Origin of the sequence: Kitasatospora sp. NPDC058218 (assembly GCF_042882445.1) — a bacterium.
Taxonomy (GTDB): domain Bacteria; phylum Actinomycetota; class Actinomycetes; order Streptomycetales; family Streptomycetaceae; genus Kitasatospora.
In genome coordinates, this window is sequence record NZ_JBHVWC010000048.1 from 36812 (window position 1) to 56143 (window position 19332).

The following is a 19332-nucleotide window of genomic DNA, read 5'->3' on the forward strand; positions in this document are numbered from 1 at the left end:
GGGCGAGGTCGGGGAGCTTCTTGGAGCCGAACAGCAGGGCGACCACTGCGACGACGAGAAGGAGGTGCCACGGTTCGAGGGCATTGCGGAGCATGGTCAGCCACCGGATCCTTCCGGGTGGTGGGTGTGGGAGACGGATCAGCGTCACCCTCCGGACGCTGACCGGGGCCGGGCACCGACGGGACCCGCCCAGTCCGTCGGCACCCGGAATCTTCAGAAGGCGCGCAGGCCTCGGCCGGAGCGGCCGGCCTTGAGCGCCGGCGGGAGGAAGCGGACTCGCCCACCGGCGCTGCGGCCGTAGGAGCGCCCCTGACCACGGAGAGCATGCCCTGGTGACGCGGCACGACTCCGGACGCGGCGCCGACACCGAGCCGCAGCCGACCGGGCCCCGAACGGGCCCCGAACGCACCGGGGCCTGCCCCGGCCGCAGCCCACCACACAAAAAGACTTACCCATCACACCGCCATACCCCGGCTCCGCCCTCCCGACCCGACCACCGCGAAGCCCCCAAGCCCCACGGCCCGGACACCGCGCAGCCGCCGGCAGGCGCGAATCACCGCTGACGCCCCGAAGCACCAAAACGCCGCGCCCCGGGGTCTCGCACCCGCCGTTCGCACCGGCAATCCCCCGTCCCCCGCGCGACCGACTCCAGGACCTCACCCGAGCCACCTGGCAACCGCACACCGCCGCGGCCGGGCCCGCACCGTCGTGCCGGCCGACACCCGCCCGCTCCCCCACAACACCCCCGAAACCGGCCCCGCCCCAGGCCGAGCCGTCCCCCATGAAGGAAGACCATGACCAGACCCGAGCCGCACGGCATCAGCCGCCGCTCCGTCCTGCGCGGTGCCGCCATCGCCGGCGCCGCCGCCTCCCTGCCCCAGATCCTCATCCCCACCCGCGCGCACGCCGTCGACGACGACACCAGTGGCAGCTACGTCATCGCCTTCAACGACAACGGGGCGAAGCGGCAGATGATCCTCGGCCTCGGCTTCGAGATCCAGTCCGACTCCATCGGCTCCAACGACGGCCCCACCGACGACACCCTGGTCAGCGGCGTCCCCCTCGACCTGACCGCCACCGCGTACACCCGCTTCATCAACGACATGCTCAAGGCCGACCGCAGCTTCCGCTACTGCCGACTCGCGATGGGCCTCTACCACCGGGGCATCGGCTCCCGTCGACGCCATCCTCGGCCCTGCCACTGCGGAAGGCTCCGCGATGGCGGTGCGTCCTCACGCCTGGGGCGGCGCCTGACTTCCTTGGCGCTGCCGCTGCCGGTAGTTGCGCATGGACACCTGGGAGCCGCAGCCGGGACTGCAGTACAGCCCTCCCCCATTGCGGGTGCGGTCGAAGAAGCCGAAATGGCATGGGGGGTTCCGGCACGCCTTGATGCGCCCCCAGTCGCTGCTCTGGGCAAAGGTCGTCACCGCAGCCAGTACGGTTCCGAACACACGCTCCACCCCCGCCTGCGGCGACACCAGCTCGACACCACCGGCCGTAACCATCGTCGCCAGCGGGTAGAGCGAACCCGCGCGCCGCAGGTGCCGCTCGGCACGCTGCAGCGGCTCACCCAGGCTCTCCTCGTCGCCGGAGTGCGCGAGCAGCACGGCCACCAGGGCATCGCGCAGCTCGCGCGCGGCCGCGGCATCAGCATCGGTCGCCACGGTTTCACCGCCGAACTCGTCGTACTCCGCCAGCCACGCCGCGAACGAGTCCCCATCCCCGAACAACTCGCGCCGACCGGACCCGTCCGCGCGCGTGTTCACGAACGCGAGCACGGTCTCCACCGCCGGCGTGACGGTGCGCGGGCTGAGTTTGGGAGATCCGGCTGTCGCACTGCTCATGCCCTCACCCTACATCAGCAGGAAGAGGCACTAACCCGTCTAACGGGCAACCCAGAGCGCCATCCCACTTGACTCGTTGCGATCTAATTAATTACGGTCGCAACATGAATGGAACATCCAACCAGCAGACCCACCCCCGCACATGGCTGATCACCGGCGCGACGTCCGGCATCGGCCGCGAACTGACACTCCAGGCGCTCGAGAGCGGCGACGCCGTCTCGGCCCTCGCCCGCGACACCGCTTCCCTGGACGAACTGACCGAAGTGCACGGCGAGCGCCTGCTCCTCACCCAGGCGGACGTGCGTGACGAGCAGGCCGTCCGGGAAGCGGTGGAGCGCACACTCACACGGTTCGGCCGTATCGACGTTGTGGCCAACAACGCCGGCTACGGACTGTTCGGAGCCATCGAGGAGGCCTCCGACGCGCAGGTCCGCGCCGTGTTCGACACCAACGTCTTCGGAGTGCTCAACGTGCTCCGCGCGACGTTGCCGGTGCTCCGCGCCCAGCGATCCGGGCACATCCTCCAGGGCTCGTCCGTCTACGGGCAGTCCGCCCATCCCGGCGTGGGACTGCTGGCCGCGACCAAGCACGCGGTCGAGGGGCTGTCGGACGCTCTGGTTGCCGAGGTCGCACCGCTCGGCATCAAGGTCACGATCATCCAGCCCGGGCTGACCGCGACCCCCTTCCTGGCCAACCTCGACGTCGCGGCCGGCCTGGCCGACTACGACCAGACCGTCCGCGAGGTTCAGAAAGGCATCGGAGAGTTGCCGGCATCCGCGTTCTCCTCCGCGGCGCGGATCGCCGCAGGCATCCGCGCCGCGGTCGACAGCCACAATCCTCCGCTGCGCCTGGCCCTCGGCACCTCCGGCGCCACGGGCATGCGCGCCGCACTGGAGGCACGCATCGCAGACCTGGACGACTGGAAGCACGTGACCGACGCCGTCGACAGGTAATCGCAAGTCCCGCCGGGGGCCACGGCGCTGACAGCCGAGGTGCCCTCGGCGGCGTAATCCACACATGCCCGGCAAGCCGGGAAGGGATCTCGCTTCGGGCGGGAACCGACTCCTCGGAAGTTCTGCGTCACGCAGGCCAACGGATTGCGTCGGTTCACCCCACCCCAGGAGCACCGACCTGGGACGGAGCGTCAGGGCTCTGGGGTCGCCCGTCAGCCGGCTGAACTTCGGGGCGGAGCGGGCTGTCCAGGGTGGGCGGAGCGTACCGCGTGGTGACGCCGGAGCCGGCGGCCGCGGCCAACCCCAGGCTCGGGAGGCCGACGGCGGCGGTCCAGGCGTAGCAGTCTGCGGTGGCCGGGCCGGCGGCGAGGGCCAGGAGCAGGCTCATGTCGGCGGCCTCGGTGACCGTGCCCTTGGCCAGGCCGCCGTGCGGCAGCAACGCGCGCAGCGGCTCCAGGACCGGCAGGACAGTGGCCTGGACCTGGCGGGCACGGGTCTGCGGGGACGTCGCGTCCAGCAGGTCGGCGAGCCGGCCCCGGCGCTCGGCAGCGAGACCGGGCACTTCTCCACCGACCGGGCGCGCAGCACCGACCAGCAGATGCTCGACCTCCTCGCCCCCTTCGCCGGCCAGCGCCACAGGTGAACCAGCGGGGGCACCGCTACCCGCGCCGGCCATGGAGCACAGAGCACACCAGCCCTTCCAGGCCAGCTCATTCGTATACGGGAACTCCTCGGACGGACTTTGTCCTTGTCCATCGGCGAGGAGCGGATCCCAGGTCAGCCATCACAACGGGCAGCAGCGGGCCGGCCCACCGCACCGGCACCCGCAGATCAAGACCCCGGCCCAGACCCGCCACCGGAACGACGAACACTGCTCACACCCGTGCTCGATGAGCGGTGCCGGACGCGATCGCGCCGCCTCACGAGCAGTCCCAGTGGTGGTCCACCGGGCGGTCCGGGCACGACCTGCACTCGAAGATGTAGACGCCGCCCGCGTCCCCGAACATCACCTGGGCGGGACTGTGCGCTCCACGCCCCCCGGTGGCGTCACGTCGCTCCTCGCCGGTCTCGCTGTCGCGGTCCTCCAGCGGGAGCCAGGTGCGGTACGACAGGCCGTCGTACTCCCAACTGCTCACCGTCAGGAGGTGGTCCATCGTCCGCCCGCAGGTCGGGCAGTCCGGCCAGCAGGGTTCCTGGGTCCAGCTCGGGTATCCGCCGAGCTTGATCCCCGGGGCCTCGGCCAGGTGGTAGCTGTACCACAGGCCGGTACGGGCCTTCAGCTCCTCCAGCCGGACACGCAGCGCCGGACTCACCTCATCCGGCATGTCCCAGCTCGGGTAGTCGAGCACCGGCTCGGGGTGCAGGACGCACGGGGCCGGGATGCTGTCCTTGGGCGCCGTGCTGACGGTCGACGGCGCGGTGTCGAGGACCGCGCCCACCGAGTCGGAGCTCCGCCAGACCACCCGGGGCGTCGGCTCCGGGCAGAGGTGGACGATGAACGGGCACCAGAGTACCTGGAGCAGGTCGGTCCCGGCGGGGAAGTCGAGCTGGGGCACGTCCCGTCGGTGGACCTGGACGACGGACACCATCGGCACCGGCCCCTCCGTCGCTGGCTGGCCCCACTCCCCCGGGTGGCTGCTGCTCGGGCAGAGCGGCCACGGCTCGTCGGCAGGCCACAGCAGCGGCCCACCGACCGAGCTCTCGGCCGAGGACGGGTTACCGGCACGCGGGTGGAGGCGAATTGCGTCGCGCCGCAGTGGCACAAGCTCGGGGAAGAGCTGCTCCACATCCACGGGCCGATGCGGGGTCGTGCGGGTCATCGTCGTCTCCAGCGTGCGGTGCGTCGTGGCAGTCGGGCCGGACGGGATTGCCGGGCCGACACGGGTGCAGGTGGTTCAGGGGAGGTAGGTACAGCTCGAAGCGCTCGCGCGGTCAGGGGATGAAGTGAGCTCCGAGCAGACCTCGGCCGGCGCCCGCTGCGGCACGCCAGACCGGGGGCACGCTGTCGAGAAGGGCGTCGATGTCGTCCTGGTCGCCTTCGGGGTGGAGGGCGGCGGCGAGACGCAGCTCGGCCCGGCGTCGTGTTTGAGTGGTCCAGGTGAAGGCTCGTTCGACGGCGGGGAGGGTCTGGAGGGACCTGTTCGGGGGTGAGGATGAGGTCTCCGAACCAGCCGGGCAGTTCGGCGTTGCACTGAGGTCCGAGGGCGAGGGCCATGGCGGTTGCCGGGTGGGCCTCGCGGGTGGCAACCGCGAGGTGGGGCAGGGCCTTGTCGTAGCCGCGTTCCCATGCCTCGTAGACGAGGCAGATCCTCTCGTGCAGTGCGGACGGGGCGGCCGCGGCGAGGAACTGATACATGATCGCTTCGGTGCTGCCGGCCTGGTGCCACCGCTGAAGAAGGTCCCTGGATTCGGGGAGTGCGGCTTCGGCCTCGATGGCCGGTGCCAGGTCTGTCCTGTATCGCGTGATGGTGTCGGCGTGCATGGGTATCAGGCACCACATCCCCAAGAAGCTCACGGCGGCTCCCCCTCTCCTCATGGTGGTGTGATGTTTGCATGCCGGCCTGACATCGGGTTGCCCGCCCTTCTCCGCGACCGCCTCATTGACGACCCAGCCCGCCACCGGCTACCGTCCGCCGCTTCGCCCGCGCCGACAGCATCGACGAATTGCTGGTCAAGGCGGCCAACCTGCAGTCTGGCTGCGTAGGTGAGAACGAAGAGCGCTTGTTGGTCAGAGCTGGTGGCATCAGGTGGCTGATGGAGCCCCAGATGTTGATGAGAAGTAGCGGCGGCTCCGGCGCCTGGGGATGGTGGTGACGTCGACCTGGGGGCGTCCGTATCCTTCGCCAGGTGAGTCTGATCGAGATGGTTCCAGGGCAGGTCGAGCTCGTCGTTCAGGGGTCAGGGGCGTCGGCGGCCTCTGTCCGGATGTTCGATTGGTCGCGGGCAGAGTACGAGGTCGCCTTCGCGGTGGAGGCCATCGATGACGGTGTGCGTGCACGGCTTGAGACCGTGACGGTGACCGTCTGGGACAACATGAGCGAGTTCTTCGACGGCCTCGCGCGCGACTTCCGTGGCTGGGAGGGCGAGCGGGTCTGGGTCAACAATCACCTGGTCGTGACAGCTACGTTCGGCTCGGGTGGTCATGTGCATCTGGGTTGGACCCTGCGGTCCGGATTCTTCCCCGGCGACTGGAGCTGCACCGTGACGACCGTGATAGAGGCCGGCGAAGGGATGACGGCCGTAGCCGCAGACCTACGGGAATTCCTGCGCGAAGAGTAGGCCTTCGACAGCCGGCCCGTCCCGAGCACTGTCTCAGCCGACGGCCTGCTGTTCGACGCGGGTGATGGCGAGGCGGTAGGAGTCAGTGCCGGTCTCGATGATGTTGCCGCTGAAGGTGCGGCGCTCGAACGGCTCGTCAGGCAGCGGCGCCAGCAGTGGTTGCTCGGCGGCGAACTACTCGCCGATCGTGCGAGGCCGGGAGCGGATGCGGCGGGCGTCGTCCTGCTCGTCCCACAGCTCGATCATCGGGTTCAGCTCCGCCAGCGTGGGGACGGGAACGAGGCACTTGCGGCGGAACCAGCCGAGTTGTCCCTCGACCGCACCCCTCTCGTGGACGCCGCCGATACCAGGCTGGCAGTAGAGAGCTTCCAAGCCAGCACGTTCTCGTACGCGTCCATCCCCAGCGCCTCGGCGGCCACCTCGGCATCGGAGGCCATGCCCTTGCCCGGGTCGTCCGGCTGGGCCTCCTGCCAGAGGATGATATCCGGCGCCGGGGTGAGGGACTTGATGAAGGCGATGGCTTCGTCACGGCGCCAGCCGTGCTGGACGTTGCAGCCCAGGATCCGGACCGTCTCCGGGATCGTGCTGGTCACGCTGGTGCTGGTGTCGGACACCGCTGCTCCTTCGAGTGGTGGATATGGTGCACGTCGTCCCGGGATGGGCCGCGCAGACTTGACGATTCGCCGCAGTGCGGCCGAGGCCGGGCGGCGCGCGGGGGCCGCCGGCTGCGGGGCGCTTCTCCTCACGCGGTGTCATGAGCGGCTGGTGGGTGCGGCCGTGGCCGCGGTGAGGAAGAAGGTGACCGCGTAGGTGAACCGGCCGCTGCGGACGGCCTCGTCGAACTGGCCGGTGAACTGCTCGGCTTCGGTGCGGGTGAGGTGTCCGTGTTCGGCTGCCGTGCGGGCCCAGGTCCGCAGCCCCAGGCAGTTGTCGGCCTCGCGCGGATCGCGCACGACGAGCGTTCTGGCCTCGGTGCTGACGTCGAGCAGGCCACGGCGGGCGAGGAGGCCGGCGTGCCGGTGGGCGAGGGTGCCGTGGCGGAGCTGGACGTCGGCCCGGAACCGCAGGACCCGGCGGGCCAGTTCCTGGTCGGCGATGTCGAGGACCTGGGTGTCGTAGTCGGGGTCGGCGAGAGCGATGCGCCCGCCGGGGCGGATCACTCTCAGCATCTCCGTGAGGACCTGCTCCGGGTCGGCGACGTGCTGCAGGACACGGTCGGCCCAGGCCCCGTCGAAGGAGGCGTCCCGGAAGGGCAGGTGGTGGGCGTCGGCGACCGCGACGTGTGCCAGCCCGCGGGCGTGTGCATGGCGGGCCATTGTGGTCGAGCGGTCGATGGCCGCGACGGTGCTGCCGTATTCGCGGGCCATGCCCTGGACACTGTCGCCCGTCCCTGCCCCGATGTCGAGGAACCGGTCACCGGGCCGGGCGTGGAGAAGCTCGCGCAGGCGGGCCTTGTAGGCCGCGTAGAACGGGTGGTCGTCCAGCGTGTCGAGGACCTGGACGAACGCGGCGGGTCGGGGCTGCTGGTCGACGGCCGTGAAGCCGTGGGCGGCGGGCGGGCGCATCCTGATGCTGCTCCTGCTGGGGGTGAGGTCGGGAGGTGGGCGTGGCGCGGGTGACGGTCAGTGGGGCTGCTCTCCCGGGCTGGCCGGCGCCGGCCGCAGGTCGATGCGCGTGAAGTACTCGCGGCCGGTGATCCGCTCCCGAACGTCTGTGGGGAGGCGGGCGAGCAGGCCGGGCAGCGGCCGTTCCCGGTCGACCTGGCTCCGGTGGGCGCAGATGGCCGCCCACTTCGTGTCCAGCCACGGGCGTACGTCCGCGACCAGGTCGACGCTCTCGTCGGGGACGCTGAGCACCGACTTGTCGACCCGGGTGAGGAGCGGGCCGAGGTCGGCGAGGGCCGAGTGCGGGTGGGTCGCCAGGTGGAGCGCCGAAGGCCGCCAGGGGGCTCCGGCGTCCGGGTAGAGGTGCTCTAGCCCGGCGGCGGTCGCGGCGAGCACGACGGCCCGGTGGGTGAGGCGGTGGTCCGGGTGGCCGGTGAGGCCCCCGTACGCGTCGTGGGTGAGCACGATGCCGGGCCGGAACTCGCGGATCTGCCGTACGACGTCCTCCACCAGGCGCTCCAGCGGCACGTCGCACAGCCGCGGGCCGGTGGAGGACTCCGGGACGCGGTGGTCGGCGTACCCCAGCATCCTCGGCTCTCCTGCTCCGAGGATCCGGACGGCGTCGGCCAGCTCGGCCGCGCGGTGGGTGCCGGGGGCCCAGGTAGCGGTGACCACCGCCGTGGGCGCTCCCGAGTGGGCGTGCTGGGCAAGGACTCCGCCGGCGACGAGCGACTCGTCGTCCGGGTGCCCGAACACGGCTAGCAGGCTGGGAAGTTGCGGCACAGGTACCTCCTGGAGCAGCGGTGGTGTCGACCGCCGGTGGCGGGCCGGGCGCTGGTGCGGGGCGGGGCGGGGTTACAGGACGGGCGGGCGTCCGGCGGCGGTCAGGCGCCACGCGGTGCGCCAGCTGATTGGCCGCCGGTCCTGGTCGTGTCGGCCGGCCCATCCCTCGCGAAAGCCCCGCCAGGACTCGCGGGCGCCGCCGCCGCGGATGGCCCGCACCGCGGTGGCGGCGGTCCACACCGCCAGGTACACAGGGATCAGCGGGGCGGGCAGGTTGCGGTAGGCCACCCACACGCGGTTGCGGGCGGCCAGGCGGTGGAAGAGGGCGTGCCGGGACGGACTGCTGAGCGGGTGGTGCATCCGGAGCCCGGCCGCGTACCAGCCGGTGAAGCCCCGGGCCCAGATCCGGTACGAGATGTCGAACCCCTCGTGGTACAGGAACAGGCCCGCGCACCACCCGCCGACCTGGTCGAAGACGGTGCGGCGGACGAGGACGACGCCCTCGGTCATGGACGTGACCGTGCCGGGACGGCCCGGGTCGCCGGCCCGCAGTCGGGGCACCCAGCGTCGCGGGGTGGTGGTGTCGTCCGGGCCCGTCAGGCGCGGCTGCACATAGCCGGCTTCGGGGTGCTGCCCGGCCTCGGCGACGAGCCGGGCGAGGACGTTGGGCCCAGGGAAGGAGGCGTCGTTGTCCAGGAAGAACAGGTAATCGGGGGGCAGGTCGAGCTCGGCGAGGGCGCGGGCTCCCTCGTTGCGGCCGCCGGGGATGCCGAGGTTCTCGGGCAGGACGACGGTCAGGGCGCCCGCCGGGACGACGTCCGGTGTGCAGCCGTTGCCGACGACGCAGATCCGCATCTCGACTCCGCGTTGGGCCAGGAGCGTGGCCTGCGAGGCGCGCTCCTCCTCGGGGCGGTCGTTCATGGTCAGCAGGACGACACCGACGACCGGACGCTGGACCCGGTCCTGCCCTTGTGCCGGGTCGGTAGTCGCGAGGGGCGCCGCCGGGCGCCGGGTGCCGGTCATCCCGCGCTCCTCGTGACAAGCTCGCCGGCCGCCGCGACGACGGGTTCGTCAGGCCCGGCCCATTGGAAGACCAACCGGCTGAGCACCTTGTCGACGACGTGGCCGGCCGGAAGATCGCTGTCCGGGGTCGCGGCGGGGTGGACGGTCATCCGGGGGTAGCCGTGGCCGCGCGCGTGCTCGTCCCACCGACGCACCGCTGCGGCGAGCCGGTCGGCGAGGGCCGGGCCGCTCTCGCCGAAGGCATGGGCGACGAACTCGGCCCGCCGCTCGGCCGGTGTCTCGCCGTCTTTCACCCAGACGTAGGTGAGGTAGGCAAGGCTGCCGTCACCGAGCAGGGCGGCCGCGTTCTCGCTTCGGGCGAAGGCCGTGATCCCGGTGTCCGTGTCCCGGTCGCCGGCGAGGCGGCAGAAGCCCGGCACCGTGCTGGCCAGGTAGAGCTGCAGCGTCTCGAAGGACTCCCCGCCCGCGATGGTCACGCCGGTGAGCGCCTCGTGCCGCGGGCCGCGCAGCGCCTCCTCCAGCCCCGTGGTGTCGCCGGCCGGGCCGTCCTCGAAGCGCAGCCGCAGCTCACCGCCGGCCAGGCGAACGGCCGGGGTGGTGCGGCCGTTCTGCCCGAGGTCGCGGACGAACCCGCAGTACGTCCACCCCGTCGCGTGCAGCACGTCACCGCGCCGCTGGAGGGCGATCGCCCGGGTGTAGCCGTGGATCTCCAGCGGCACCACGAGGGTGGCTCCCTCTCGGAGTTGCTGCCGCCAGGCAGGAGCGATCTCCCAGACGTTGTGGGTGATCACGCAACCGTCGAACCCGCCGCGGGGCACGTGCCGCGCGGGAGCGCCGAGCGCTCCGTCGCCCCGCAGGGCCAGGACCCGGCCGCTGCCGGCCTCCGCGGTGAACCGCCGGGTGCGGCGCACGACGTACTCGTCGATGTCCACGGTGACCACCCGGCCGCCCTCGCCGACGACGTGCGCGAGCAGCTCCGCGTTGTAGCCGCCGGAGCCGACTTCGAGCACGGTCGCGCCGGGCTCCAGCCGGAGCTTGGCGGCCATGCCGGCCTGCAGCCACGGCGCCGACACCGAGCTGGTCGCCCGCCCAGTCTCGTCCCGCCGGGTGACGACGGCCAGGTCGTCGTCGTAGGCGCTCGCCAGGTCCTGCTCCGGCGTGAAACGGTGCCGGGGCACCGTGCGCAGCGCGTCGAGGATGTCGGCCGGCAGGGAGGGGTTGGCGGCGGCGACGCGGTCGGTCATCTCGGTGCGGCGGCGGGCGGCTTCCGGGCTCTCGCCGGGCGCGGCCGGGTGGGCGGTGTCGTGCGGGTAGAAGGTGACCGGCGGCAGGCCGGGCACCGAGCCCGGCCAGGTGGCCTCCAGGACCTGTGCGCCGGGTGCGAACACCGGGCCCAGGCACGCCAGCGAGGTCGTGTCGAACCACTCCCACCGCGTGAACTTGTGCGGCTCCAGCATGGCGGGAGTTCCGGTGAACGCGGTGACCCGGGTGACGGCGGTCAGCCTTGGCACTCCCTGGGCGGCGTCGGTGAGGATGGCCAGCACGGTGGCGTCCTCTGCCAGCAGGCCGGTCTCCTCGGCGAGTTCGCGCACCGCGGTGGCCTCCAGCGGCTCCGGGCCCTCGATCTTGCCGCCGGGCAGCTCCCACATGCCCCGGGCGGACCAGCCGAGCAGCACCTGGCCGCGGTCGTTGGTGACGACGGCCAGGGAGCCGGCGACCGCGACGTTGCCGGTCGCCGGCACCGTGCGCTCCGTCGCGACGGTGTCCGCGCACGGGCCGCGCAGCACCAGCACGGCCAGGTCGCCGGCGTCGATCCGCTTCACGTCCGTCCAGCCGGACGTGAGGGCGGCGATCTCGTCCTCGTCGAGGGCGATGCGGCGCTTGTCGGCGGGCGTGGAGGCGGCGAGCGGCGTGGTGATCACCACGGTGCCGCCGGGGCTGAGCCGCCGCCCGAGCGCGTGCAGCAGGTTGGTCCTGCTCGCGACGAACGCCACCGAGAGGCGGAAAGTGATCAGATCGTAGGAGTCATCGCCGAGCGGGGCGGGGTCGTCGTGCTCGATGTCCAGGCGCAGCCACCGCACCCCGGCGGCGTCCGGGTGGGCCGTGCGGGCGCGCTCCAGCGCGGCCTCGGCGAGGTCGACCGCGTCGACCTGGAAGCCGGCGGCGGCCAGGTGCGCGGCCAACTCGCCGGTGCCGCAGCCGATGTCGAGAGCCCGGCCGCCGTCGGGGGCGGGTGCGTGCTCGGCGAGCAGCGCCCGCTCGTCCTCCCCGAGCGGACTGAACTCGGTGCCGTCGCTGTACAGCTGCTCCCAGGGGTCGGCCGGGACGGTTCGCACAGTGCTGCTCCTCACGGTTGGTGTCCTCACGCTCGGTGGGTGGTGCGCAGGCGGGCCAGGGTGCGGCGGCCGCGCTCCACCAGTTCGGGATCGTGGTTGGCGGCCCCGTACTGGATCCCGGAGACGGCGTCCAGGACGGCGTGGACGGCCAGGTGCTGCTCCTCGGCCTGCGAGAGGTGCCTGCCGTAGCCGGCCATCACTGCCTCGTGGAGGTCCGGGCGGCTGGTCCAGGCGTCGGACATGCGCACGAAGTCCCGTACGGCCGGGCCCCGTTCGGCTCGCTCGAAGTCGATCACGTACAGGGTGCCGGTGTCCGCGTCCCATCGCAGGTTGCGGAGCTGGAAGTCGCCGTGGGTGGGCACCAGGTCGAGCGCAGGGAGCTGTTCGGCGCTCTTGGCGATGGCGCGGATGTAGTCCTCGTCGCCGGGCGCCAGCAGGTCGCGGGCGCCGGCCAGGTGCCGCTCCAGCTTCACCGGCGCTGCCGGCGCCCCGCCGCCCGGCCGTACTGGGGCGCTGTGGTGGATGGCGGCCGCGAGCTGTCCGATGCGGTGGAAGATGTGCCGCTGCTCCTCGGGCGGGTGGACGGCGCCGTGGAGGGAGCGGCCGGGCACCGCGGTGAGGATGACGGCCCGAAGGTCCGGGTCGGTGGCCACCAGGCGGGGCGCGGCAGCGCCCAGGGCCGGTACCCAGGTCCGGTAGGCCTCGACTTCGCGGTCGTGGAAGCGGCCGTTCTGGTGGATCTTGACGAACCAGTCGCCGCCGCCGGTGCCGCCGGCCCGCCAGACGCGGCTGCCTTCCCGCGGCCAGGAGGTGTCCGTCCAGGCTCCGATGCGCCCGATCGCCTGCTCGGTGAACTCGCGCACACGCCGCTCGGGTGCGGCGTCCGCCGCGCCTGCGGAGAGCACCGGGTGGAGGCGGTCCGCCTCGGGGTCGTAGGCGATCGGGTCGCCGGGCTGCTGGAAGTGGACGGCGAATTGCCGGCCAGCCAGGTAGGCGTCGAGTCCGGCCCGGCAGTAGGCCACCATCGGGGACGGCAGGGAGCTGAGCGGATACCAGCCCATCGCGTCGCACACGGCCGGCTCCATGATGCGGGGATCGCCGCTCCAGCGCCGGACCTCGAACAGGACCCCGACGCGCGCTCCGCCGCCGGGGCTTCGGTGGTGCACGGTGACGGCGTGCCGGACGTCGGCCGGGTCGATGTCGACGCCGGTCTCCTCCTTCGCTTCGCGGATCAGCGCCTGGACGGCGTCCTCGTGCGGTCCGTCGAGGTGCCCGCTCGGGAGGTGCCACAGGCCCGCGGCGTAGACCCGACCGGCGCGGCGGGAGAGCAGCACCCCGGCACCGGCGGCGCCGTCCCGGCGCAGGATGAGGTGGACGTCGACAGGCTCCTGGTGGCGCGGCGGTGCGACCGCGCCCTGGTCCGCGGGCACCGGGGCGGCGCTCTCCTCGACGGGGGAACCGGTGTGCTGCTCCGGTCCTGGCGCGAGGTGGGCCCGCAGCTGCCCGGCGATCCGTGCGGTCTCCTCGGCCGGCACCGCGAGCAGCCCGGCGCTCTCCCACAGCAGGGCAGCCGTCTGCTGCTGCTCGTACGGCACGCCGGGCGGCAGCGCGGCGACGTGGATGTGGACGTGGGCGTTGCCGCTGTTCGAGCCGAGGCTCTGCACGTAGATCCGCTCGGTCGGCACGACCTGCCGCAGTGCCGCTCCGGCGCGGTGGACGACCTGCCAGAGCTCGGCGGACTCCTCGCCGGTGAAGTCGCCGATCACGTCCTCGCGGTGCCGGACCGGGGCGATGAGCAGTTTGCCGAGCAGGGTCGGGTACCGGTCGAGGAAAGCCACGTGGCGCTCGTCGCGGTAGACGATCTCGTGCTGGAACTCCGGGTCGCCGGCCAGCATCCGGCAGATGAAGCACGGCCCGGTCCGGGACCGCTGTGCGTACGCCTGCTCGTCGAACTCGACCCGCCTCACCGTGCCGCCCCCCGCTCCAGATCGGTGGTGATGGACTTCTCCAGCTGCCGCATGGTCGTGGTGAAGGCCGCTTCGAGGTCGACGTCGTAGAGCGCGGCGATCACGACGACGGACCACAGGCAGTCCGCCAGCTCGTGCCCGAGGTCGCGGCCGCCCGGGGGCGCGGGCCGGACACCGTCGGCGGCCTGGGTGAGTTTGGCGAGGTCCCCGACGTCGCCGACGAAGCCGAGGACGAAGTCGTGCCGGGCCCAGGTGCGGCCGTGCTTGGCCAGGTTGAGGTCGTCGTAGAGGCCGTGGACGCGCACGGCCCGCCTGGTGATCTCGCTGAGGTCCACGCTCAGCCTCCGATCAGCTGGAGGTAGTGGCTGACGTACGACGGGACGGGGCCGGCCAGCTTGTCGATCTCGCCGATCGGGACGAACCGGTTGGCCTGGCCCTCGCCGAGGACGAGGGCGCTGTCGTCGCCCTCGCAGGTGCCGTGCAGGACCACGGTGTGGTGGGACACGTCCTCGTGCCGGGGCCCGGGGACGACCCGCAGGTCGCGCACGGTGACTCCGGTCTCCTCGGTCACCTCACGCGCCGCGGTCTCGAACGCCGTCTCGATGCCCTCGCGCCAGCCACCGACCGGAGTCCAGTGCCCGGGCCAGGCGATGCTGTCGATGTCGTCACGAAGGTTCATCAACAGCCGGCCGTCCGGGGTGGTGACGAAGACGACGATGCCCTCGAAGTCGCGGTCCGCTCCGTGGCGGTCGAGCTGACGGGCCGTGGTGCGCTCCTGGTAGACGGTGATGCCGGAGCGCCGGGCGCGGTCGACGACCATCAGCCGCTTGAAGTCGCGGTCGCACATCACCTCCTTCCAGCCGCGCACCGGGGCGCTGCGCCACTCGGTGTGCTCGGCGGACAGCCGGAGCCGGGTCATCTGCTCGGGGGTCAGGGTGCCGCCCCAGAAGTAGTGGCCGGTCTTGGCGACGGGCCAGTGCGCGGTGGGCTCCACATGGGCGAGGGCGAGCAGGCGCGGGTGGTCCACGAGGTCCGGGTTCTCCACCCGCAGGTCCAGGCCCAGCTCCTCGTGGAACTCGCGCAGCGCGGCGTCGAGCGGGGACTGCCCGGGGTCCACGTCGCCGCCCGGGAACTGCCAGGTGTCGGGGTGGAGCGCCGAGCGCAGGCACAGCGGGTTCCCGTCGGGGTCGAGGACGTAGAACGAGGCGTACATGGTGGACACCGCGATGTCCTGCACGTACTGGCCGACCGGCCGCCAGCCGGGGGTCGCCCGGTGTTGCCGGAAGTAGCCCAGCACCTCGCGGAAGCCGTCGCTGGTGTCGGGGAGGTCGTCGAGGTCGAACCAGCCGGACTTGTCGTGCTCGGAGAGGGCGACCGGTGTGCCGGTGGGCACGGTCGTGGCGAAGACGAACTGGCGGACGCGCCGGCCACGGGTGTTGGTGAAGTCGAGGGGGCGGGCGTAGGCGATGGTCTCGGGGCGGATGCCGGTCTCTTCCAGCAGCTCGCGGAGCGCTCCGGTGTGCGGGTTCTCGCCGGCTTCCAGGCCGCCGCCGGGGTAGTCCCAGATCCCGGGCAGGACGTCGTCGGGGTTTCGGCGCATCAGCAGGGTGCGGCCGTCCTCGTCGAAGGTGACGACGCCGGCGGCGAACTTCTCGACGCCTTCTTCGTGGGCCTGGCGGAGCAGAGTGTCAAAGTCGATCAAGGTGCGTGTCCTCTCGGGTAAGTGGTGTTCCGGCCCGCGCGGGGCCCGGCGGAGTCCGAACCCCGGTCAGCAGGCCGCGTGGATGAGGACCTTGTCGTCGGAGGGCTTCGCCCTCGGCCACTGGTGCCCGAGCGGGTCGCCGGCCTCGGCCTTCTCGACCAGTTCGAGGAAGGCGGCCGGGCCCTCGGCGCGGCACGGGGCATCGACGTCGGGCACGGCATGAGGCCGTACTCGTCCCCCTCTGCGGAGGTCCCGTCGGTGGCGATCACGAGCGTCTTCAGGTCGACCAGCCGCCAGGTCTCGACGATGGCCTCGTGGCCGGCCCGCGGGTCGGCCCCGGCGATCCAGTAGCCGCCCGGCCGGTCGACCTCGTCGCGGAGGTCTCGCATGATCGCCCGCATCAGCGCCTTGTGGCGCTCGTCGCCGATCTTGCCCTCGCCGGAGCCGAGCCGACCCCACTGCTCGACACGATCGGGCCAGTCCTTGACGAGGCCGCCCAGGCGGTTGTCCGCAAGGACGCGCGCGATGCCGTCGGTGCCGATGGCGATCACGGGGGAATCGCCGATGACGGCCGCCTCGGCCAGGTCACCGTTGAAGCGGCGGACCGCCACCGTCGCCTGCGGGGATCGGCCCGGGACGGTCTCGGTGCCGAGCCCGAGCTCCACCGCGGTCCGGGCGATGGCGGCTGCCGGCGCCGTCCGCAGATCGGTCGTCAGGTCGGCGGCCAGGTCCGCGATCGCGTCGGCGAGCACATCCGCGTACGTGCCGCCGAGCGCATCGGCGCCCAAGGCGACGGTCGTGACCCCGTCGAGCACGATGATCAGGCCCTTGCGGCGCAGGACCCGGAAGCGGTCCTCCGTCGCGACGAGCGGGTTGCCGGCCCGGGCCGCTGTCCTGATCTCCGGTGCACTGCTGAGCATGGCGCTCCTCCAGGAAGAGTTGTCGCTGTGAAGGGCGGGTGAGCGGTCAGGGGCGGCGGGCGAGCCTGACGGTGAACACGGAGTCCTCGATCAGGGCGCCGTCACCGGCCGTCCCGGATCAGGTCGGCCCACATCGGGGCGGCCGGGATGCCGGCGAGGTAGGCAGGCAGGGACTGGTAGCCGGAGTAGGGCTCGAGCTGGGCCGCGCGGCGCACGAGCAGCAGCTCACCGCGGCGGTTGACGACCAGCACCGAGGCGGCGGGCGCTGGATTCCGGCGGCCGCGGCGTCGACGATCAGGTCGAACGGCGGGTGCTGATCGGCCCTGGTCACGGGGCGCTCCAAGTCATCGGGGCCGGGCCCGCCACGTCGGCGTAGCTGAGGGAGCGGTAGAGGTGCTCGGCCTCCGGGGAGGCTGTGAGGTTGATCTGGCTGCAGCCGCTGGCGGCGAGCCAGTCGTGCACGGCTACGACGACGAGCCGGGCGTGGCCCTGGCGGCGGTGGTCGGGGTCGGTGGCGACGGAGGCGATGTGCCCGACGTGCGGGCCTTGACCAGGCCGGGGCATGCGGTCGGTGTACTGGCCGACGGCGCAGGACACCAGCCGTCCCGCGCCGTTGTCGATGACGAACGCGGCGAATCGCTGGTCGTCCGCGAGGCGGTCGGCGAACCACCGCTCGCACTCAAGGCGCCAGGGCTCCGGCGGAACGACGCCGGCGGAGTGGAGCATCACCAGGCGCAGCCGGGTGAGCTCGGCGGCGTCCGAGGGCAGGGCTTGGCGCGGGCTGCGCGGGGTGTGCTTCACGGGGCGGATCCTCTCCTGGGGCGGCGTGGGCCTGGCGGGGCCTCGGTCAGCAGCCCAGCTCGGTGTACGGCTGGCCGGTAGGGGTGTCGGCGCCGTCAGGCGGTGTGCCCCGGTTCAGCGCCGGTGCGGTAGGCGGCGGCCTGGGTCTCGAACATGGCCGCGTAGATGCCGCCGAGGGCCATGAGTTCGTGGTGGGTGCCGGACTCCGCGATGCGGCCCTCGTCGAAGACGAGGACGAGGTCGCAGGCGACGGCGGGGCCCAGGCGGTGGGAGACAAGGACGGTGATGGTGTCCGGGCCGGCGTAGTCGTCCAGGACGGCCTGGAAGAGCTGGTGCTCGGCGAGGGGGTCCATGCTGGCGGTCGGCTCGTCCATGATCAGCACGGGGGCGTTCTGGTAGAGGCCGCGGGCGCACGCGATCTTGCTCCAGTTGCCGTCGGACAGCTCCGCGCCGCCCTCGAACTGCGGGCTCAGGATGGTCATCCAGCCGTGGTCGAGTCCTTCGATCACCTGGTCGGCGCCGGAGGCGCGCACCGCGCGCAGCGCGCGTTCGGGCTCGGCAGAGCTGATGGTGCCCGCCCCGATGGTGACGTTGGCCAGGGCGGTGAGCGGCCAGTGCCCGGGGTCCTGGAGCACGAGGGCGACCCGGCCCTGGATGCTCTCGCTGTCGTAGTCGCCCGCGCTCACTCCGTCCCAGTGCACGCTGCCGGAGGAGGGCTCGTACAACCCGGCCAGGATCCGGGACATCGTCGACTTCCCCGACCCGTTGCGGCCCACGAAGGCGACCTTCTGTCCAGCTCGCAGGGTGAAGCTCACGCCGCGCAGGGCCTGCTTGCCCTGCGGGTAGGAGAACGCGACGTCGGTGACGGTGATCTCCTTGACCGCGGCCGGCGCCGGGCACCCGGTGGTACGCGGCAGCCGACGCCGGCATGCCTCCTGGAAGTCCGCCAGATCCCGCACCCACAGGCTGTTCTCGAACACCTGGTGGGCGGCGATGACGACCCGCATCAGCGCGCTCTGGCTGGCCTGGATGGCGAAGTAGGCGCCGCCGCCGGCCGCGAGCGGCAGCCAACCGGCGCCCAGCATCCACGCCAGCACCGCGTAGGTGGCGAACAGGCCGACCCCGCCGAGCGCCCGCCCGACCAGCGCGGTGCGGGCCTGCTCGGCGCCCAGGGCGACCTCTTCCTCACTGATCCGGGTCGCGAGCGCCTCGTGCTCGGCCAGCAGCGCGCCCTGGGCGGTGGAGGTCCGCAGCTCGGCCGCGGTGTCGCGTTCGTACAGCACCCACGAGAAGTGCAGGATGCGGCGGCGCAGGCTGCTCTGCCGGACCGCCGAGAGGTAGCCCTTGCGCACCGAGGTGACCGACGCGGCCCCCTTGGGCAGCACCGCGGCGAGCAGCAGGACGAGCAGGAGCGGGTGCAGGACCCCCAGCACACCGGCGGCGCCGGCCAGGGCGAGCAGTGCCGAGACGAGCTCGATCGTCTTGCCGACCGACTCCTTGGCGAAGTACAGGCCCCGGTCGTAGGCGCGCCGCACGTCGTCGGCCCACCCAGGGTCGTCCACCACGTCCAGGCCCACGTGGCTGGTCAGGGCCAGCAGTCGCGCCTCGAGTTCCTGGCGTACCCGGGGCCCGAGGCGGGCCTGCCAGTGCGCGATGCCGGTGTCCATCAGCCCGCGTGCCAGCAGCAGGACGGCCACCACCGCCAGGGCCGGCAGCGCTGCGCGGATCCGCGTCCCGCTCGCCCCGTCGGCGAAGACCCGTTGCAAGACGTTGACGGACGCGAGGAGGCCGGCCGAGGCGAGCGCGGCGGAGACCAGTTGGAGCGCGGCGACGAGCACCGCCGCGCGCGGGTCGGCCCGCCAGGCCGTGACCCACACCTGCCGCACGATCGCCGGCAGGGAACGAAGAATGGTCAGCACTCCCGTGCGGGACGCCTGCCCTTCGAAGGTCTCCCAGTACCCCTGGCTGACGTGCCCCGTGAGGTCCCCGCTCTCAGGCGCGGACGCGGCGGAGGCCGGCGGCGCGGGCAGCGCGGTGCGCGGGGCGGGGACGGTGGTGCGGTCGGTCATCTGCACTCCGATGCGTCGTAGAGGAGCTGGCCGGTCATGATCCACGAGGGC

At 72.5% G+C, this 19332-nt stretch carries 18 protein-coding genes and 2 pseudogenes; 2 read left to right on the forward strand and 18 right to left on the reverse strand.

The annotated features are described in order from the left end of the window. Nucleotides 1-31 precede the first annotated feature (31 nt). The 3 genes and pseudogenes from ACFVYI_RS27930 to ACFVYI_RS27940 form a co-directional block, all read right to left on the reverse strand. Nucleotides 32-94, reverse strand: a pseudogene (locus ACFVYI_RS27930) (twin-arginine translocase TatA/TatE family subunit); the annotation flags it as partial. A gap of 837 nt (nucleotides 95-931) precedes the next feature. After that, nucleotides 932-1096 carry a hypothetical protein gene (locus ACFVYI_RS27935; protein WP_387890523.1) on the reverse strand — a complete coding sequence of 55 codons (165 nt, stop codon included), beginning with the start codon at nucleotides 1094-1096 and terminating at the stop codon, nucleotides 932-934. Between the two features lie 136 nt (nucleotides 1097-1232). After that, nucleotides 1233-1844 carry a CGNR zinc finger domain-containing protein gene (locus ACFVYI_RS27940; protein ID WP_387890525.1) on the reverse strand — a complete coding sequence of 204 codons (612 nt, stop codon included), beginning with the start codon at nucleotides 1842-1844 and terminating at the stop codon, nucleotides 1233-1235. A gap of 104 nt (nucleotides 1845-1948) precedes the next feature. On the opposite strand from ACFVYI_RS27940, the gene ACFVYI_RS27945 reads away from it, so the two are divergent. Further along, the gene (locus ACFVYI_RS27945; protein WP_387890528.1) at nucleotides 1949-2797 is read left to right on the forward strand and encodes an SDR family NAD(P)-dependent oxidoreductase; all 849 of its coding nucleotides are present in this window, start codon (nucleotides 1949-1951) and stop codon (nucleotides 2795-2797) included. 154 nt (nucleotides 2798-2951) lie between these two features. On the opposite strand, the gene ACFVYI_RS27950 is transcribed toward ACFVYI_RS27945, so the two are convergent. Together ACFVYI_RS27950 and ACFVYI_RS27955 are read right to left on the reverse strand one after the other, a co-directional pair. Then, entirely contained in the window at nucleotides 2952-3359 is a 408-nt protein-coding gene (locus ACFVYI_RS27950) for a hypothetical protein (protein ID WP_387890530.1), read from the reverse strand. 358 nt (nucleotides 3360-3717) lie between these two features. After that, nucleotides 3718-4392: a DUF1963 domain-containing protein gene (locus ACFVYI_RS27955; RefSeq protein WP_387890532.1), complete on the reverse strand. Its 675-nt coding sequence runs from the start codon at nucleotides 4390-4392 to the stop codon at nucleotides 3718-3720. A 1252-nt stretch (nucleotides 4393-5644) separates the two neighbouring features. On the opposite strand from ACFVYI_RS27955, the gene ACFVYI_RS27960 reads away from it, so the two are divergent. Beyond that, nucleotides 5645-6076: a DUF6228 family protein gene (locus ACFVYI_RS27960; RefSeq protein WP_387890534.1), complete on the forward strand. Its 432-nt coding sequence runs from the start codon at nucleotides 5645-5647 to the stop codon at nucleotides 6074-6076. A gap of 33 nt (nucleotides 6077-6109) precedes the next feature. On the opposite strand, the pseudogene ACFVYI_RS27965 reads toward ACFVYI_RS27960, so the two are convergent. The 13 genes and pseudogenes from ACFVYI_RS27965 to ACFVYI_RS28025 form a co-directional block, all read right to left on the reverse strand. Then, nucleotides 6110-6202, reverse strand: a pseudogene (locus ACFVYI_RS27965) (AAA family ATPase); the annotation flags it as partial. A 125-nt stretch (nucleotides 6203-6327) separates the two neighbouring features. Beyond that, on the reverse strand, nucleotides 6328-6690 hold the full coding sequence (locus ACFVYI_RS27970) for a hypothetical protein (RefSeq protein ID WP_387890537.1): 363 nt from the start codon (nucleotides 6688-6690) through the stop codon (nucleotides 6328-6330). A gap of 138 nt (nucleotides 6691-6828) precedes the next feature. Beyond that, complete coding sequence (locus ACFVYI_RS27975) at nucleotides 6829-7641, reverse strand: methyltransferase domain-containing protein (RefSeq protein ID WP_387890539.1); 813 nt, start codon at nucleotides 7639-7641, stop codon at nucleotides 6829-6831. A gap of 57 nt (nucleotides 7642-7698) precedes the next feature. Beyond that, nucleotides 7699-8463 (reverse strand): PIG-L deacetylase family protein, encoded by a 765-nt coding sequence (locus tag ACFVYI_RS27980; RefSeq protein ID WP_387890541.1) that lies wholly within the window; start codon nucleotides 8461-8463, stop codon nucleotides 7699-7701. Between the two features lie 72 nt (nucleotides 8464-8535). Continuing rightward, nucleotides 8536-9486 (reverse strand): glycosyltransferase family 2 protein, encoded by a 951-nt coding sequence (locus tag ACFVYI_RS27985; RefSeq protein WP_387890544.1) that lies wholly within the window; start codon nucleotides 9484-9486, stop codon nucleotides 8536-8538. Further along, on the reverse strand, nucleotides 9483-11822 hold the full coding sequence (fxlM, locus tag ACFVYI_RS27990; RefSeq protein WP_387890546.1) for a methyltransferase, FxLD system: 2340 nt from the start codon (nucleotides 11820-11822) through the stop codon (nucleotides 9483-9485). Before fxlM ends, ACFVYI_RS27985 begins: the two co-directional genes overlap by 4 nt. Nucleotides 11823-11848: 26 nt before the next feature. Beyond that, nucleotides 11849-13789: a phosphotransferase gene (locus ACFVYI_RS27995; protein WP_387890548.1), complete on the reverse strand. Its 1941-nt coding sequence runs from the start codon at nucleotides 13787-13789 to the stop codon at nucleotides 11849-11851. Beyond that, a complete protein-coding gene (locus tag ACFVYI_RS28000; RefSeq protein WP_387890551.1) occupies nucleotides 13786-14124 on the reverse strand; it encodes a nucleotide pyrophosphohydrolase in 339 nt (112 codons plus the stop codon). Before ACFVYI_RS28000 ends, ACFVYI_RS27995 begins: the two co-directional genes overlap by 4 nt. Nucleotides 14125-14126: 2 nt before the next feature. Then, nucleotides 14127-15491, reverse strand: coding sequence for an NUDIX domain-containing protein (locus ACFVYI_RS28005; RefSeq protein ID WP_387890554.1), 1365 nt, complete (start codon nucleotides 15489-15491; stop codon nucleotides 14127-14129). Next, nucleotides 15488-16411: a hypothetical protein gene (locus ACFVYI_RS28010; RefSeq protein ID WP_387890555.1), complete on the reverse strand. Its 924-nt coding sequence runs from the start codon at nucleotides 16409-16411 to the stop codon at nucleotides 15488-15490. Before ACFVYI_RS28010 ends, ACFVYI_RS28005 begins: the two co-directional genes overlap by 4 nt. Before the next feature lie 101 nt (nucleotides 16412-16512). Beyond that, complete coding sequence (locus ACFVYI_RS28015) at nucleotides 16513-16662, reverse strand: hypothetical protein (RefSeq protein ID WP_387890557.1); 150 nt, start codon at nucleotides 16660-16662, stop codon at nucleotides 16513-16515. A 76-nt stretch (nucleotides 16663-16738) separates the two neighbouring features. Next, nucleotides 16739-17212 (reverse strand): GNAT family N-acetyltransferase, encoded by a 474-nt coding sequence (locus ACFVYI_RS28020; protein ID WP_387890559.1) that lies wholly within the window; start codon nucleotides 17210-17212, stop codon nucleotides 16739-16741. A 95-nt stretch (nucleotides 17213-17307) separates the two neighbouring features. Then, nucleotides 17308-19281 carry an ATP-binding cassette domain-containing protein gene (locus ACFVYI_RS28025; RefSeq protein ID WP_387890562.1) on the reverse strand — a complete coding sequence of 658 codons (1974 nt, stop codon included), beginning with the start codon at nucleotides 19279-19281 and terminating at the stop codon, nucleotides 17308-17310. Between the last annotated feature and the right edge of the window lie 51 nt (nucleotides 19282-19332).